Annotated in this window: 12 protein-coding genes; 4 read left to right on the top strand and 8 right to left on the bottom strand. The window is 71.3% G+C overall.

The features are described 5' to 3' along the window. The first annotated feature begins 419 nt into the window (after positions 1 to 419). A complete protein-coding gene (locus AB0912_RS21045) occupies positions 420 to 2,945 on the top strand; it encodes an ATP-dependent Clp protease ATP-binding subunit (protein ID WP_366701869.1) in 2,526 nt (841 codons plus the stop codon). A gap of 565 nt (positions 2,946 to 3,510) precedes the next feature. Then, positions 3,511 to 4,197: a M23 family metallopeptidase gene (locus AB0912_RS21040; RefSeq protein ID WP_366701867.1), complete on the top strand. Its 687-nt coding sequence runs from the start codon at positions 3,511 to 3,513 to the stop codon at positions 4,195 to 4,197. A gap of 235 nt (positions 4,198 to 4,432) precedes the next feature. Here AB0912_RS21040 and AB0912_RS21035 read toward each other — a convergent pair whose 3' ends face one another. Then, the gene (locus AB0912_RS21035) at positions 4,433 to 5,026 is read right to left on the bottom strand and encodes a TetR/AcrR family transcriptional regulator (RefSeq protein ID WP_366701865.1); all 594 of its coding nucleotides are present in this window, start codon (positions 5,024 to 5,026) and stop codon (positions 4,433 to 4,435) included. A 168-nt stretch (positions 5,027 to 5,194) separates the two neighbouring features. Between AB0912_RS21035 and AB0912_RS21030 the strand changes: the two genes are divergently transcribed. Beyond that, a complete protein-coding gene (locus AB0912_RS21030) occupies positions 5,195 to 6,796 on the top strand; it encodes an MDR family MFS transporter (protein ID WP_366701863.1) in 1,602 nt (533 codons plus the stop codon). Positions 6,797 to 6,972: 176 nt separating this feature from the next. Here the strand turns inward: AB0912_RS21030 and cseC are convergent, their stop codons facing one another. The 5 genes from cseC to AB0912_RS21005 all read right to left on the bottom strand — a co-directional run bounded on the left by cseC (position 6,973) and on the right by AB0912_RS21005 (position 12,105). Next, a complete protein-coding gene (gene cseC / locus AB0912_RS21025; RefSeq protein WP_366701995.1) occupies positions 6,973 to 8,316 on the bottom strand; it encodes a two-component system sensor histidine kinase CseC in 1,344 nt (447 codons plus the stop codon). A gap of 293 nt (positions 8,317 to 8,609) precedes the next feature. Beyond that, complete coding sequence (cseB, locus tag AB0912_RS21020) at positions 8,610 to 9,317, bottom strand: two-component system response regulator CseB (RefSeq protein ID WP_366701861.1); 708 nt, start codon at positions 9,315 to 9,317, stop codon at positions 8,610 to 8,612. Positions 9,318 to 9,336: 19 nt separating this feature from the next. Then, positions 9,337 to 9,993, bottom strand: a complete 657-nt coding sequence (locus AB0912_RS21015) for a hypothetical protein (RefSeq protein WP_366701859.1) — start codon at positions 9,991 to 9,993, stop codon at positions 9,337 to 9,339. Next, positions 9,981 to 10,532, bottom strand: coding sequence for a SigE family RNA polymerase sigma factor (locus AB0912_RS21010; protein WP_164372953.1), 552 nt, complete (start codon positions 10,530 to 10,532; stop codon positions 9,981 to 9,983). Before AB0912_RS21010 ends, AB0912_RS21015 begins: the two co-directional genes overlap by 13 nt. 637 nt (positions 10,533 to 11,169) lie before the next feature. Then, complete coding sequence (locus AB0912_RS21005) at positions 11,170 to 12,105, bottom strand: A/G-specific adenine glycosylase (protein ID WP_366701857.1); 936 nt, start codon at positions 12,103 to 12,105, stop codon at positions 11,170 to 11,172. A gap of 191 nt (positions 12,106 to 12,296) precedes the next feature. On the opposite strand from AB0912_RS21005, the gene AB0912_RS21000 reads away from it, so the two are divergent. Beyond that, positions 12,297 to 13,160, top strand: coding sequence for a hypothetical protein (locus tag AB0912_RS21000; RefSeq protein ID WP_366701855.1), 864 nt, complete (start codon positions 12,297 to 12,299; stop codon positions 13,158 to 13,160). Between the two features lie 172 nt (positions 13,161 to 13,332). On the opposite strand, the gene disA is transcribed toward AB0912_RS21000, so the two are convergent. After that, positions 13,333 to 14,457 carry a DNA integrity scanning diadenylate cyclase DisA gene (gene disA / locus AB0912_RS20995; RefSeq protein WP_366701853.1) on the bottom strand — a complete coding sequence of 375 codons (1,125 nt, stop codon included), beginning with the start codon at positions 14,455 to 14,457 and terminating at the stop codon, positions 13,333 to 13,335. Positions 14,458 to 14,537: 80 nt separating this feature from the next. Next, positions 14,538 to 15,947 carry a DNA repair protein RadA gene (gene radA, locus AB0912_RS20990; RefSeq protein ID WP_366701851.1) on the bottom strand — a complete coding sequence of 470 codons (1,410 nt, stop codon included), beginning with the start codon at positions 15,945 to 15,947 and terminating at the stop codon, positions 14,538 to 14,540. Between the last annotated feature and the right edge of the window lie 246 nt (positions 15,948 to 16,193).

Genomic DNA, 16,193 nt, shown 5'->3' with positions numbered 1-16,193 from the left:
ACCCCGGAGTTACGCTGGGTGTCCCCGCGGGCGCGTGGCGTGCCGGGCGGACGGGTGTCCGGGAGCGTCCGGCGGGGCAATGGTGTTCGCCCATAGCGGAGGGAACCGGTGCGCGCGGCATGGACTGTCGGTGCGTGCGGGTAAGACATCCCTAGTGGGAGGGGCGACACGCAGGTCTGCGGCATCTCACGTTCGCCATCGGCGTACTGATGGTGAGGGTATCTGCCTGGCCTGCGGGAACATCGTCTCGCACCATCAGGTTGAGGCAGATGTCGGCGTTCGGGGTCAGGAGGCTGTGCTGGTTCTCGGTCCGGTGTCGGCAGTTGGAATGAGCGGTCCCCGCTTGCGGGACTAAGCTGCGGAAGGACAGGGAGGGGAGCGTCCCCTTACTGCCTGACCGCTCTGAGGAGCGATTAACGATGTTCGAGAGGTTCACCGACCGCGCGCGGCGGGTTGTCGTCCTGGCTCAGGAAGAAGCCCGGATGCTCAACCACAACTACATCGGCACCGAGCACATCCTCCTGGGCCTGATCCACGAGGGTGAGGGTGTCGCCGCTAAGGCCCTGGAGAGCCTCGGGATTTCGCTCGAGGCGGTCCGCCAGCAGGTGGAGGAGATCATCGGCCAGGGCCAGCAGGCCCCGTCCGGCCACATCCCCTTCACCCCCCGTGCCAAGAAGGTCCTGGAGCTGTCGCTCCGCGAGGCCCTTCAGCTGGGCCACAACTACATCGGCACGGAGCACATCCTGCTCGGCCTGATCCGTGAGGGCGAGGGCGTCGCCGCCCAGGTCCTGGTCAAGCTGGGCGCAGACCTCAACCGGGTGCGGCAGCAGGTGATCCAGCTGCTCTCCGGCTACCAGGGCAAGGAGACCGCCACCGCCGGCGGTCCTGCCGAGGGCACCCCCTCCACGTCCCTGGTCCTCGACCAGTTCGGCCGGAACCTCACCCAGGCCGCTCGTGAGTCCAAGCTCGACCCGGTCATCGGGCGCGAGAAGGAGATCGAGCGGGTCATGCAGGTGCTGTCCCGCCGTACGAAGAACAACCCGGTGCTGATCGGCGAGCCCGGCGTCGGCAAGACCGCCGTCGTCGAGGGCCTCGCCCAGGCCATCGTCAAGGGCGAGGTGCCCGAGACCCTCAAGGACAAGCACCTCTACACCCTCGACCTCGGCGCGCTGGTCGCCGGCTCCCGCTACCGCGGTGACTTCGAGGAGCGCCTGAAGAAGGTGCTCAAGGAGATCCGCACCCGCGGCGACATCATCCTGTTCATCGACGAGCTGCACACGCTGGTCGGTGCGGGTGCCGCCGAGGGCGCCATCGACGCCGCTTCGATCCTGAAGCCGATGCTGGCCCGCGGTGAGCTGCAGACCATCGGTGCCACCACGCTGGACGAGTACCGCAAGCACCTCGAGAAGGACGCGGCCCTCGAGCGCCGCTTCCAGCCGATCCAGGTGGCGGAGCCTTCCCTTCCCCACACGATCGAGATTCTCAAGGGCCTGCGCGACCGGTACGAGGCGCACCACCGGGTCTCCATCACCGACGAGGCGCTGGTGCAGGCGGCGACGCTCGCCGACCGGTACATCTCGGACCGCTTCCTGCCCGACAAGGCGATCGACCTGATCGACGAGGCGGGCTCCCGGATGCGCATCCGCCGGATGACCGCGCCGCCGGACCTCCGCGAGTTCGACGAGAAGATCGCCGGTGTCCGCCGGGACAAGGAGTCCGCGATCGACTCGCAGGACTTCGAGAAGGCCGCCTCGCTGCGCGACAAGGAGAAGCAGCTCCTGGCCGCCAAGGCCAAGCGGGAGAAGGAGTGGAAGGCCGGCGACATGGACGTCGTCGCCGAGGTCGACGGCGAGCTGATCGCCGAGGTCCTCGCCACCGCCACCGGCATCCCGGTCTTCAAGCTGACCGAGGAGGAGTCCTCGCGTCTGCTGCGCATGGAGGACGAGCTGCACAAGCGGGTCATCGGCCAGAAGGACGCCATCAAGGCGCTCTCCCAGGCGATCCGCCGTACGCGAGCGGGTCTGAAGGACCCGAAGCGTCCCGGTGGTTCCTTCATCTTCGCCGGCCCCTCGGGTGTCGGTAAGACGGAGCTGTCGAAGACCCTCGCGGAGTTCCTCTTCGGCGACGAGGACGCGCTGATCTCCCTCGACATGTCGGAGTTCAGCGAGAAGCACACGGTCTCGCGGCTCTTCGGTTCGCCCCCCGGTTACGTGGGCTACGAAGAGGGCGGCCAGCTCACGGAGAAGGTCCGCCGCAAGCCGTTCTCCGTCGTCCTGTTCGACGAGGTCGAGAAGGCCCACCCGGACATCTTCAACTCGCTGCTGCAGATCCTGGAGGACGGTCGGCTGACCGACTCCCAGGGCCGGGTCGTGGACTTCAAGAACACGGTCATCATCATGACGACCAACCTCGGCACGCGGGACATCTCCAAGGGCTTCAACCTCGGCTTCGCGGCCGTGGGCGACGTCAAGACCAACTACGACCGGATGAAGGCCAAGGTCAACGAGGAGCTGAAGCAGCACTTCCGCCCCGAGTTCCTGAACCGCGTCGACGACACGGTGGTCTTCCACCAGCTCACCGAGGAAGACATCATCCAGATCGTCGACCTCATGGTCGCGAAGGTGGACGAGCGTCTGAAGGACCGGGACATGGGCATCGAGCTCAGCCCCAGTGCCAAGTCGCTCCTCGCGAAGAAGGGCTACGACCCCGTGCTGGGCGCCCGGCCGCTGCGCCGGACCATCCAGCGCGAGATCGAGGACGTCCTCTCCGAGAAGATCCTCTTCGGCGAGCTGCGTCCCGGCCACATCGTGGTCGTGGACACGGAGGGCGAGGGCGAGGCCAAGGCCTTCACCTTCCGCGGCGAGGAGAAGTCGGCACTGCCCGACGTCCCGCCGATCGAGCAGGCGGCCGGCGGCGCCGGTCCCAACCTGAGCAAGGAGGCGTAACCCCCGGGTTCGCCTGACAGGGGCTGCCCCAGGACCACGGTCCTGGGGCAGCCCCTTTCGCATGCCCGCAACGCCTTTGCGGGCGCGGAGTCGAGTGGCCTGGGGCACATCCCCAAGTGCCTTGAAACCAGGGGCCGGAGGGTAGCCCGGGTCACATTTCCGGGGGTCCGGAAGGGGCGCCCCGGTGACATGGCGCACAGGCGATTTGTCCGGTACTAGGCGGAATAGTGGATGCGCGAGAACGGACATAAAGGACTTTAGGCCCAGGGTGTGCGGGCCGGTTCTCCCGCCCTGCGGGCCAAGGGGTCGCGGGCCCGTTTCGGCAGGGATGCCACCGCCCGAAGTGGGGCTAAACCTGGCTTCCGGGATCAAATCGGGAAGATCGCGCCCCGGATGTCCGAGCTGTCAAGGTTCATCAGGTTTCAGGATGAACTACTAGTTTGCGTCGTAGAAAGGGGGTTTGGGCATCTCTGGGGGTGCGGGTTACCAAGGTATGGCCCACCCGGTCGCCGCTCATCGCACCGGGTGATCGCACCGCCCTTGTCCCCGTCATCACGAGGTATCCATGTCGAAGCGCGTCACGTCCCGCAAGTCCCTCTCGTCCCTGGTCCGCAATCGGGCGGCCGTCCTGGCCGTCGGCTTGAGCGCCACGGTCGCGTTGGGCGCGGGGGTCGCGAACGCCGCCGAAGCCGGCCTCAGCAGCAGTGGAACCGTCACCGCGGCGCACGCCGTGCAGACGCAGGCCGCCGCGCAGGCCAAGGCCGCGGCGGCGAAGAAGGCCACCACGGTCGCCAAGAAGGCCGCCGCCAAGAAGACCGTCGCCAAGGCGGCCCCTTCCTGGATCGACCCGGTCAAGAAGTACACCCTGTCCGCGACCTTCAACCAGGCCGGCGGCATGTGGGCCCACAAGCACTCCGGCCAGGACTACGCGGTCCCGCAGGGCACCAACGTCATGGCCGCGCACGGCGGCATCGTCGTCAAGGCCGGCGGCAACGGCGCCGGCGACGGTCCGGCGTACGGCAACGCCATCGTCATCAAGCACGGCAACGGCACGTACTCGCAGTACGCCCACCTGTCGCGCATCGACGTGAAGATAGGCCAGGTCGTCAAGACCGGTCAGCACATCGCCCTGTCCGGCAACACCGGAAACTCCAGCGGCCCGCACCTTCACTTCGAGATCCGTACGACCGCCAACTACGGTTCGGCCGTCGACCCCGTCGCCTTCCTGCACAGCAAGGGCGTCAAGGTCTGATCCACCCCGTGCCGGTTCACCGCGAACCGGCGCCGTGCCCCCGACGGGGCAAGCCCGAGGCGGAGCCCGGCGTCAGGAAACGGCGCTGTGAGGCTCCGCTTCCGTGCGTCCGGGGCGATGCCCCGTGGGTCCGCGGAAAGCCCGTGGACCCGGACCCCGTACCGGACCCCGGGCTGGGCCCCCGTACCGGACCCCGGGCTGGGCCCCCGCACTACGCGGCGGACTGGGCCCCGTGCTACGCGGCCGCGCCGCCGTGGGCCTGGGTCACCAGGTCGATCGCGACCTCCAGGACGGCCTTGCGCTTGTCCTCGGGGTCGCCCTCGACCTCCTTGAGGACGAACATCCCGGCGTGCATCGTGAAGAGCGCGCTGATGCAGCGGACCTGGTCGGTCAGCGGCGCCTCGGGCTCCTTGATGATCTCCAGCATGCTGATCATCCGGCGCTTGAAGGTCTCGCCGATGCTCAGCTCGCGGACCGTCGCCTGGTTCTCCTGCATGAAGCGGAAGAGCGGGGAGGCGCCGCCGAGGGCGTCGCTGTACCGGCGCAGGACCTCCTGCTTGGTCTCCAGCGTGCGCGGCTGCCCCTTGCCCCACTCGATCAGCTCGTCGAGCGGCCTCGTCATGTCCTCGAAGAGGCTGATGAGGATCTCTTCCTTGGTCTTGAAGTGGTAGTAGAGGGCCGCCTTGGTGACGTCGAGATGCTCGGCGATCTCCCGCAGGGACGTCTTCTCGTACCCCTGTTCGGAGAACAGCTCAAGGGCGACGTCCTGGATGCGCTGCCGGGTGTCGCCCCGGCGCTGTCGCTTGGTGCCGTCCATCGTGCCGCCCATCCTCGTGCTCCTCGCGCTCCCTTGAAACCTACCTGTGACCCGGCTGGCAAAACTACTTAAACTTACTTGACGCCCGGCTAGTTACGGGTCTACTTTCCTCAGTGTAGTCAGCTTGCCGGTCGGCAAGTAAGTAGCCGAACGGCAGCAACAGCCAGGGGAGTGGGAACGATGGCGGACAAGACACAGGCGGCCGCACCGGCCGTGGGGACCGGAGCGGCCCCCGAGGAGAAAAAGCCGCGCAGCGTGCGCGTCGTGCTGCTGGCGCTCATGATCGCGATGCTGCTCGCGATGCTGGACAACATGATCGTGGGCACCGCGATGCCGACGATCGTCGGTGAGCTGGGCGGTCTGGAACACCTGTCCTGGGTGGTCACCGCGTACACGCTCGCCACCGCCGCCTCCACCCCGATCTGGGGCAAGCTCGGCGACATGTACGGGCGCAAGGGCGCCTTCCTCGCCTCGATCGTGATCTTCCTGATCGGCTCCGCGCTCAGCGGTATGGCCCAGGACATGGGACAGCTCATCGGCTTCCGCGCCATCCAGGGCCTCGGCGCCGGCGGTCTGATGGTCGGCGTCATGGCGATCATCGGCGACCTGATTCCGCCGCGTGAGCGCGGCAAGTACCAGGGCATGATGGCCGGGGTCATGGCCTTCGCGATGATCCTCGGCCCGCTGGTCGGCGGCACCATCACCGACCACTGGGGCTGGCGCTGGTCCTTCTACATCAACCTGCCGCTCGGCATCGTCGCCCTCCTCGCGGTCAGCGCGGTGCTGCACCTGCCGAAGAAGCGCGTCCAGGCCAAGATCGACTACCTCGGCGCGGGGCTGCTCGCGCTCGGCATCTCGTCCATCGTGCTCGTCACCACCTGGGGCGGCACGGAGTACGCCTGGGGCTCCGCCCGGATCATGGAGCTGATCGGCATCGGTGTCGCCGCCCTCGTCGGCTTCGTCTACCGGCAGACCAAGGCCGCCGCCCCGATCATCCCGCTGCACATCTTCCGCAGCCGCAACTTCACGCTGATGGCGGTCATCGGCTTCATCACCGGCTTCGTGATGTTCGGCGCCGTGCTCTTCCTCCCGCTGTACCAGCAGTCCGTGCAGGGCGCGTCCGCCACCAACTCGGGTCTGCTGCTCCTGCCGATGCTCGGCGCGATGCTCGCCGTGTCGATGATCGCCGGCCGGGTCACCACCAACACCGGCCGGTACAAGATCTTCCCGCTGGTCGGCAGCGCGCTGATGATCGTCGGCCTGTTCCTGCTCGCGCAGATGGACACCGAGACGACCCGCCTCACCTCCGGCCTCTACATGGCGGTGCTCGGCGCGGGCATGGGCTGCCTGATGCAGGTCACGATGCTCGTCGCGCAGAACAGCGTCGAGATGAAGGACATGGGCGTCGCGTCGTCCTCCGCCACCCTGTTCCGTACGCTCGGCTCGTCCTTCGGCGTCGCCATCATGGGCGCGCTGTTCAACCACCGGGTGCAGGACGTCATGGCGGAGCGGGCCGGCGCGGTCGGCTCCAAGCTGACCGAGAAGTCCGCGCAGCTCGACGCGGCCAGCCTGGCGAAGCTGCCGGCGGTGGCCCGCGAGGCCTACCAGCACGCGGTGTCCTCCGGTACGCACTCCGCGTTCCTGCTCGGCTCCGTGGTCGCGGTGGTCGCGCTCGTCGCCGCGGTGTTCGTCAAGGAGGTCCCGCTGAAGGGCGCGGCCGCTCCCAAGCCCGGCGAGGGCGAGGCCCGCGACGCGGTGCCGGCCCCGCTGGCCGAGGTCTGATCCCGCCCGCCCGTTCCTGACCACCCCCGACCCGAAGGCCCCCGGCGTTGTCCGCCCCGGGGGCCTTCGCCCGTTCCCCGGTACCGGGCCGCGGTACCGGGCCGCCGTGGGGCCGCGCCAGGGGCCGCCGAGGGCCGCCAGGGGGGTGCGTTACGGGGAGGGCGGGGCGGTCGGGTCTACGGCGTGGCGGGCGGCAGCATCGGGTAGCTGCCCGTGCTCGTCGGCGCGTGTTCCGGCAGCCACAGCACGGCGACCGCGCCCTCGGCCGGTACGTCGTCGGGGGCGCCCGCCGGCCGTACGTTGCGGAAGGTCAGCCGGGCGCCGAGCACCCGGGCCTGGCCCGCCGCGATGGTCAGCCCGAGCCCGTGGCCGTGGCCCGCGCGGTCCGTGCTGCCGGTGCGGAAACGGCTCGGGCCCTCCGCGAGGAGCTTCTCCGGGAAGCCGGGCCCGTGATCGCGGACCCGGATGACCCGGCCCTCGACGGTGACCTCGATGGGCGGCCTGCCGTGCCGGGCGGCGTTGGCGAGAAGGTTGAGCAGGACGCGCTCCAGGCGGCGCGGGTCGGTCGTGACCTCCGACTCGTGCACCACCCGCACCTCGACGTCCGCCCCGCGCGCGGCCACCCGGCGGCTGACGAACTCCCCGAGCATGATGTCCTGCAGCTCGGCCCGCTCGGAGGCGCCGTCGAGCCGGGCGACCTCCAGGACGTCCTCGACGAGGGTCCGCATGGCCTGCGCCCGGTCCCGCACCAGCTCGGTGGGGCGGCCGGGCGGCAGCAGCTCGGCGGCGGTGAGCAGGCCCGTCACCGGGGTGCGCAGCTCGTGCGCGATGTCGGCGGTCACCCGGCGCTCGGCCTCGATGCGCTGCTGGAGCGCGTCGGCCATGGCGTCCACGGCCCGCGCGAGGTCGTCGGTCTCGTCCAGTACGACACCGCCGATCGCGTCCCGGACCCGGACCTCGGTCTCGCCCTTGGCGACCCGGTTCGCCGCGGCGGCGGCCTTGCGCAGCCGCCTGGACAGCTGCCCGCCGATGAGCACGCCGAGCGCGCTGCCGCCGAAGACCACGGCGATGGAGCCGATGACCAGCGCCTGGTCGAGGTCCTTCATGACGTCCGCGTTGCGGTCGGTGAACCGCTCGTGCCAGGACAGCACCTGTCCGTTGCGCAGCGGCACCGCGGCCCAGATGTCGGGCACCCCGCTCGCGCCGTCGGAGACATAGGTGGCCCGGCGGCCCGCGGTGACCTTCGCCAGCAGGTCAGCCGGGATCGAGGGGTCGTCGATCTTGGCGCCGAACGGCGGCGGCCGACCCGGCCCGTACATGCGTTCGGCGAGCTGGATGCGCTCGTCCGCCAGGTCCCGCGAGTTGTCCAGCATGGAGACACGGGCCGCGTTGTGCACGACGAGGCTGAGCGCGATCGCGACGAGGGCGCCGACCAGGGCGATCGCCGTACTGAGCTTCCAGCGGATGCCCGTACGGATGCTCGTGCCGGAGTCGGTGCCCCGGTCGATGCCGATCCCCAGCCCCCGGACACCCCGGGCCCGGTCCTCGCCCCCGCCCGTGTCCCGGTCGCCGCCGTCACCGGTCCCGGGCCCGGTGACGGCGGCCCGGCGCGTGATCCGGCCGACGACCGTGTCCACCCGCCGGCCCCGCACCGAACCCTGCCCGGCCGGGTGAGCCGGCCCCGACCCCTGCCCCGGCCCCTGCCCTGATCCCTGAACCGGCGCCTGCCCCGGCACCCGGTCCCGCTCCTCGCCCGGAGCCGCCGCCGATGCCGCCGTCGCCGGCCGCTGAAACTTCCCCCGCATACCCCTGCTCAGGCCTTCAACTTGTAGCCGAAGCCGCGGACCGTCTCGATACGGTCCTGGCCGATCTTCGTACGCAGCCGCTGCACATGGACGTCCACCACGCGGGTGTCCCCGCCCCAGCCGTAGTCCCACACCCGTTCGAGCAGCTTGTCGCGGCTCAGCACCGTGCCCGGCGCGGAGGAGAACTCCAGGAGCAGCCGCATCTCGGTGGGCGTCAGCGCCACCGGCGTCCCGCTCCGGCGCACCTCCATGCCCTCGGTGTCGATCTCCAGTTCGCCGAAGGCGAGCACACCGCCGTCCACGGCGGCGTCCCCGTCGCCGCCCGCGCCCTGGCCGCCGCTCGCGTGCCCGAAGCGGCGCAGCACCGCGCGGATCCGGGCCACCAGGACGGCTCCGTCGAAGGGCTTGGTCACATAGTCGTCGGCGCCGGCCTCCAGGCCGAGCACGACGTCGATGGAGTCGGCGCGCGCGGACAGCATGATGACCGGCACGGTCGACTCGTCACGGATACGGCGGCACAGCGAGACCCCGTCCAGCCCGGGGACCATCACGTCCAGCAGGGCGATGTCGGGGCGGTCGGCGCGGAACGCCTCCAGGCCCGCGAGCCCGTCGGGCATGGCCGTGACCGCGAAGCCGTCGCGCTCCAGGGCGAGCTGCGTGGCCTCGCGGATGACGTCGTCGTCCTCGACGAACAGGACATGGGTCTGCTCTGCCATCCGGTTGCTCCGTGTGCTCTCAGTTCGCGTCCGCGTCGGGCGAGGGCGAACTCGCGCCGCCCACCGCTTTGCTGTAGTCGTTGTGGATCCGGGACCGCTCGACGAAGCGGGTCGCGGACCAGCCGTAGGTGATGACCTCCTCGCTGGAGGGGTACGACACCGGGTCGCCCTTCTCGTAGAGCTGCTGGGTCACCACCAGGTCGCCCCGGTCGATCTCCGCGTAGACCGGCGGCTCCTCGGCCTTGAAGACGTTCTCGTACCGGCCGTTGTGCTCGCGGTACACGTACGAGCCGATGCCGACCGCGTCGGCGCAGGTCATCACGTTGATCACGATGTCGGTCGAGGAACCGTGGGTGAGGTCCCCGTACGACACGTCGACCGGGTACTCGTCGGCGACGCAGGGCTTCAGACCGCGCTTGACCGCCGCGCTGACCGTCGGATCGTCCCGGACGATCCGCACCGCGTCGACCCGCCGGGGCGTCCTGCTCGGCGAGGCGGAGGCGACCGGTGCCGTACTGGCCTTGGCGACGGCGTCACTGCCCGCCGGGCCCTCGTCGCGGGCGCCGGTCCCGCCGGTGGCACAGGCGGCCGTGAAAAGGCCGAGGGCGGCGAGCACGGCGACCGCCGAACTCCCCGCCTTCAGGACCTGTCTGGCCCGGATTCCTAGGCCGCGCAACGCTCCCGCTCCCTACTCGCTTCGAGCGCGCGGGCGGCGCCCTCTTCCAGGTCCCGGCTCTCCAGCTCCTCGCGGAGCCGGGCCAGGGCCCGGTGCAGCGTGCTCTTGACCGTTCCGGCCGACATGCCGAGCGCGGCGGCCGTCTCCTCGGTGGACATCTGCTCCCAGTGTCGCAGCACCACGACACTGCGCTGCTTCGGTGCCAGCACCTTCATGATGTCCATCAGCAGGGCGCGGTCCGCGTGCTGCTCGGTGGCGTCCTCGACGCTCGCGTCCGGGAGCTGCTCGGTGGGCACCTCTTCGAGCTTGCGGGCCCGCCACCACTCGGTCCGGGTGTTGATCATGACGCGGCGCAGATAGGCGTCGGCGAGGCGCTTGTCGGCGATCCCGTCCCAGCGGCCGTACGTCCGCACCAGCGCGGTCTGGAGCAGGTCCTGGGCGTCGACCGGGTCGGGGACCAGACGGCGGGCACTGCGCAGCAGCGCGTCCTGTCGAGTGCGGACGTACTCCTCGAATTCGAGCACCTCGCCGTGCGCCATGATCAACCGCCTCCATCCCCGTGTCCGACCTGCCCGCTGCCGGTTTCCGTTGCCTGCGCCCGAGGGCTCCCCGGCCGCTCGTCGCGGCCGCCCTGCGGTACGGGAATGAAGCTACGGAGGCGTTGTCACGGGGTTGTCCGAGCCAGCCTGCGGCCAGCACTCGGCTGTCCGTCGGTTGTGTAACGGATGTAGGGGCGGGGTAAGCCGGTACGGGTCTATGTCCGGGTTGATGACGTTTTGGCTGGTCGGCGGGGTCACCGGCCGTCACCGGCCGCCGATACACGGGCCTGCGGCGGCCGACGACGAGGCCGCGGGAGGCGGCCGAAGACCGGGCGCGCGAGGGGGCCGGTCACCTGGCCGACGGGGGTCGGTGTGCGAGGGGGCCGGTCACCTGGCCGATGGGGGGTCGATGTGTGCGGCGGCGGCCGGTGACCTGGCCCCCGGCGGCCGTACCGGCTGCCGGGTGTGGACCGATGGGGACCGGTGCCGGCTGCCGGGTGTGCGCCGACGGGGACCGGTACCGGCTGCCCGGTCCGCGTCGATGGGGAGCGGCGCGGGGCCGTCGGGGTCCTGCCGACGGGGAGCGGTGCGGGGCCGTCGGGGTCCTGCCGACAGGGACAGGCGCGGCCCGCCGGGGCTACGCCGACGGCAGTCGGTACAGGCCGTCGGGGAGGGGTTCGACCAGGCCGTCGGCGACCAGGCCGTCCAGGGCCCGGGCCCGCTGGACGGGTTCGTCCCACACGCGGTCCAGCGCGGCCTGCGCGACGGGCACATGGGCCTCGCGCAGGACGGCCAGCAGCTTGCCCCGCACCTGGCGGTCGGTGCCCGCGTACGTCTGCCCCTTGCGCGGCGGCCCGTCGTGCTCGGGCTTGCCGGCCAGCCGCCAGGCGCACCGCGCGGCGATCGGGCAGCGGTGGCAGGACTCGTTCTTCGCCGTGCAGACCAGTGCCCCCAGTTCCATGGAGGCCGCCGCCCAGCGCGCCGCCGTGCTCTCCTCCTCGGGCAGCAGCAGGCGGGCGAGCCGGCGCTCGGCGGCGGTGGTGGCGTTCGGCGGGTAGCGCACGCCCGTCACGGCGCGGGCGAAGACCCGGCGGACGTTCGTGTCCAGCACCGGGTGCCGCTGCCCGTACGCGAACGAGGCGACCGCCGCCGCCGTGTACTCCCCGATGCCGGGCAGCGCCAGCAGGTGCGCGTGCTCGGTCGGTACGTCGCCGCCGTGCCGTTCCGTTATGGCCACCGCGGCGCCGTGCAGCCGCAGGGCCCGGCGCGGGTAGCCGAGCCGGCCCCAGGCGCGGACGGCCTCGCCGGGCGCGTCCTTCGCCAGGTCGGCGGGGCGCGGCCAGCGGGCCAGCCACTGCTCGTACACCGGCAGCACGCGGTTGACGGGGGTCTGCTGGAGCATGAACTCGCTGACCATCACCGCCCAGGGCCCGGCGTCGGGGCGGCGCCAGGGCAGATCGCGGGCGTGCTCGTCGAACCAGTCGATGACGGGCGCGTGAAGGTCCTCGCCGGGAGCGGTCAGGGAGGTCCGGGAGGTCCGGGCGGTTTCGGTGGGCTTGGTGGGTGCAGTCATGGCGATGTCGATCCTGCCATGCGGGGGCGGGGCGGCGGGGGCGACGCCGGGGGCGGGCGGTGGTGAAACACCGCACCCGGCCGTCCGGGTGTCCTCCGGAGGGTGGCTGCCGGGATGATGATCCGGAAAAGTTGGTGCCGGGGCGGCGGGTGGGGCCAGCGGCGCGGCGGATCTCTCGTACAGTTTGCGCCGTGGGATCACTGCGCAATCCGGTCGGGCCGCTTCCCTCCACCATCTACTGGCGTCGGAGGGCCGTTCTGCTGTCCGTGGTAGCCCTGTTGGCGCTGCTCACGGTCTGGGTGGTGGGCCCGGGCGGCGGAGGCGGTGACAACAACTCCGGCGGTTCCAACGGGAAGAACCCCGCGCCCTCGATCACGCCGGGCCCCTCCGGCTCGGGTCCGGCGATCAGTCAACACCCGGGCGGGCGCGACGAGTCGAGCGGCGGCGGCCGTGGCGGCAGCGGCGGGGGCGACGGCGGTGACGGCGGGGGCAACGGCGGTTCCGGTGACTCCGGCGGCTCCGGCGGCGGTTCGGGTTCCGCCGGTTCCGGTGGTTCGGGCGGTTCCGGGGGCGACTCCGCAGGCAATGGTTCGGACGACGGCGCCAAGAACGGCGGCGGTTTTGGCGGTCAGCTCCCGGCCGGCTCCAGCCTCCCCAACTGCACGGCGAACAACGTGAAGTTGACGCTGAAGAGCGTGCACAACTCGTACGCTCCCGACGAGCGGCCCACCATCCAGCTCATCGCCAAGAACACCTCGGGCGGCGACTGCAAGGTCGATCTCGGCCCGGAGAACACGGTGTTGACGATCACTCAGGCGGGCAGCGACGACGACATCTGGGCGTCCGACGACTGCCTCAAGGGCACCACGGCCGCGCTGTACCGGGTGCCGGCGCACAGCCAGGTCGTCCACACGGTGAAGTGGGACCGCAAGCCCGGCGCCCCCAAGTGCGCCACCCCGCCCGCTGGTTCGGCCCCGGCCGGCACGTATCTGGTCGAGGCGAAGGCCCCGGGCCTGTCCAAGGCGCAGACGTCCTTCGTCCTCGCGAAGGACTGAGCCCCCTCGACAGAGCGCCCCAACAGGGCCCTCTGGCAGAGCCCCCAACGGGGCCCTCTAACAGAGCCCCGACCAGAGCCCCCGAACCGGGCCCGTCGAAGAGTGAGCGCCGGACGAGACCGACTCGTCCGGCGCTCGGTCGTCCGTCGTCAGACCGCTCGGTCGTCCGTCGTCAGACGTAGCGCTCCAGGATCGACGACTCGGCCAGCCGGGACAGGCCCTCGCGGACGCTGCGGGCGCGGGCCTCGCCGACGCCGTCCACCGTCTGGAGGTCGTCCACGCTCGCGGCGAGCAGCTTCTGCAGCCCGCCGAAGTGCTCCACCAGCCGGTCGATGATCGCGCCGGGCAGCCGCGGCACCTTGGCGAGCAGCCGGAAGCCGCGCGGGGACACCGCGGAGTCGAGCGCCTCGGGAGACCCGGTGTAGCCCAACGCCCGGGCCACCGTGGACAGTTCGAGAAGCTCGGCGTGACTGAGCGCGTCCAGCTCGAAGAGCGCCTGGTCGACCGTGCGGGACCGCTTCGCGGTCGGCTCCGGCACATAGTCCCGGACGACCAGCTCGCGGTCGGGCTCGACGCCGGCGATCAGCTCGTCGAGCTGGAGCGTCAGCAGCCGCCCGTCGGTGCCCAGCTCGACCACGTACTCGGCGATCTCGGTGGCGATACGGCGCACCATCTCCAGGCGCTGCGCGACCGCGGAGACGTCCCGGACGGTGACCAGGTCCTCGATCTCCAGCGCGGACAGCGTGCCCGCGACCTCGTCCAGCCGGAGCTTGTAGCGCTCCAGGGTGGCGAGGGCCTGGTTGGCGCGGGACAGGATCGCGGCGGAGTCCTCCAGGACCCGGCGCTGACCGTCCACGTACAGGGCGATCAGCCGCATCGACTGGGACACCGAGACGACGGGGAAGCCGACCTGCTTGCTCACCCGGTCCGCGGTGCGGTGCCGCGTGCCCGTCTCCTCCGTCGGGATCGTCGGGTCGGGCACGAGCTGCACCCCGGCCCGCAGAATCTTGGTGATGTCCTTGTCGAGCACGATGCCGCCGTCGAGCTTGCACAGCTCCCGCAGACGCGTCGCCGTGAACTCCACGTCCAGCACGAATCCGCCCGTGCACATCGCTTCGACGGTCTTGTCGGAACCGAGCACGATGAGTCCGCCCGTGTTGCCGCGGAGAATCCGCTCAAGCCCGTCGCGCAGCGCCGTGCCGGGTGCCACGGCGCTCAGTGAGGCGCGCATCAGGCCATCGGCACCGGAGCTCCCACCGGACTTTCCGGGAGCTGCTGCCCGGTCGTTGGCTGCCACTGCACTCCTCCGGTCGCAGGTTCTGGACGCCCGCTTCGCGCACACACAGTTCGTACGGACGGGCGAGACCAGGGCAAAGTCTACCGGCGCCGCTCCTCGTCCCGTGGGGCCTCTCTGCGACGCGAGCGCGGAAGGACGCTCAGCGCCTCGCCGATGTCGGCCACTTCCAGGACCTTCATACCGGCCGGGACCTTGCCCGGGTCGGCCGGGACGAGGGCGTGCGTGAAGCCGAGCCGGTGCGCCTCGGCCAGCCTGCGCTGCACGCCCGTGACGCGTCTCACCTCTCCGGCGAGGCCCACCTCACCGATCGCGACCAGGTTCTTGGGCAGCGGGGTGTCGCTCGCGGCCGACGCCAGGGCCAGCGCGACGGCGAGGTCCGCGGCCGGCTCGGTGAGCTTCACGCCGCCGACCGTCGCCGAGTAGATGTCCCGCTTGCCGAGCGCGCTGATCCGGCCGCGCTGCTCCAGGACGGCGAGCATCATCGAGACGCGGGAGGTCTCCAGGCCGGAGGTGGTGCGCCGCGGGGAGGGGATCTGCGAGTCCACGGTGAGCGCCTGCACCTCGGCGACCAGCGGGCGGCGGCCTTCGAGGGTGACGGTCAGGCAGGTGCCGGGCACGGGCTCGGCGCGGCGCGTGAGGAACAGCCCCGACGGGTCGGTGAGCCCGGTGATGCCCTCGTCGTGCAGCTCGAAGCAGCCGACCTCGTCCGTCGTCCCGTACCGGTTCTTGACGCCGCGCACGAGACGCAGGCGCGCGTGCCGGTCGCCCTCGAAGGACAGCACCACGTCCACCAGGTGCTCCAGCAGGCGCGGGCCGGCGATCGCGCCGTCCTTGGTGACATGGCCCACGAGCAGGGTGGACATGCCCCGCTCCTTGGAGGCGCGGATCAGCGCGCCCGCCACCTCGCGGACCTGCGCCATGCCGCCGGGCGCGCCGTCGATCTCCGGGGAGGCGATGGTCTGCACGGAGTCCAGGATCAGCAGGGAGGGCTTCACCGCGTCCAAGTGGCCGAGGACGGCGGCCAGATCGGTCTCGGCGGCGAGATACAGGTGGTCGTCGATCGCCTTGATGCGGTCGGCGCGCAGCCGCACCTGGCTCGCCGACTCCTCGCCCGTCACATACAGCGTGCGGTGCTCGTCGCTCGCCGACTTGGCCGCCACGTCCAGCAGCAGCGTGGACTTGCCGACGCCGGGCTCGCCCGCGACCAGGACGACCGCGCCGGGCACGAGTCCGCCGCCCAGCACCCGGTCCAGCTCGGGCACGCCGGTGCTGCGGGCGGTGGCCTGGCGGCCGTCGACCTGTCCGATCGGGACCGCGGAGGTGGTCACCCGGCCGGGGGCCGTGGTCCGGACGGCGGGCGCGCCGTACTCCTCGACCGTGCCCCACGCCTGGCATTCGGGGCAGCGGCCGAGCCACTTGGCCGTCTGCCAGCCGCACTCGGTGCAGCGGTAGGACGGCCGGTCCTTCGCGGTTTTCGTACGGGCAGCCATGACCGAACCGTAGCCCGGCCCACTGACAACCCGACACGCGCCGACGCCTCCGGCCGGGCGAGGGGGGATTCCGGCGGACGAGGGCGGCTCCCGGCGGACGAAGGCGGTTCCCGTCGGACGGGAGCGGCTCCCGGGACACGCCGACGGCTTCCGTCCGATGCCGACGGCTCCCGGCGCATGTCACCGGCTTCCGTCCGACGCCGACGGTTCCGGTCGGCCGGGAGCGAGTGTCGGCGGAACCGAGAG

The organism is Streptomyces sp. NPDC007084 (genome assembly GCF_040703595.1).
Lineage (GTDB): Bacteria > Actinomycetota > Actinomycetes > Streptomycetales > Streptomycetaceae > Streptomyces.
This window is presented reverse-complemented; position numbering and strand designations above follow the sequence as displayed.

Excerpts from the sequence above, each read along its gene's own strand:
- AB0912_RS21045 (WP_366701869.1), top strand. The coding sequence starts at position 420 with ATGTTCGAGAGGTTCACCGACCGCGCGCGGCGGGTTGTCGTCCTGGCT.
- AB0912_RS21005 (WP_366701857.1), bottom strand. The coding sequence starts at position 12,105 with ATGACTGCACCCACCAAGCCCACCGAAACCGCCCGGACCTCCCGGACC.
- AB0912_RS21030 (WP_366701863.1), top strand. The coding sequence starts at position 5,195 with ATGGCGGACAAGACACAGGCGGCCGCACCGGCCGTGGGGACCGGAGCG.
- AB0912_RS21040 (WP_366701867.1), top strand. The coding sequence starts at position 3,511 with ATGTCGAAGCGCGTCACGTCCCGCAAGTCCCTCTCGTCCCTGGTCCGC.
- AB0912_RS21035 (WP_366701865.1), bottom strand. The coding sequence starts at position 5,026 with ATGGGCGGCACGATGGACGGCACCAAGCGACAGCGCCGGGGCGACACC.
- cseB (WP_366701861.1), bottom strand. The coding sequence starts at position 9,317 with ATGGCAGAGCAGACCCATGTCCTGTTCGTCGAGGACGACGACGTCATC.
- radA (WP_366701851.1), bottom strand. The coding sequence starts at position 15,947 with ATGGCTGCCCGTACGAAAACCGCGAAGGACCGGCCGTCCTACCGCTGC.
- AB0912_RS21010 (WP_164372953.1), bottom strand. The coding sequence starts at position 10,532 with ATGGCGCACGGCGAGGTGCTCGAATTCGAGGAGTACGTCCGCACTCGA.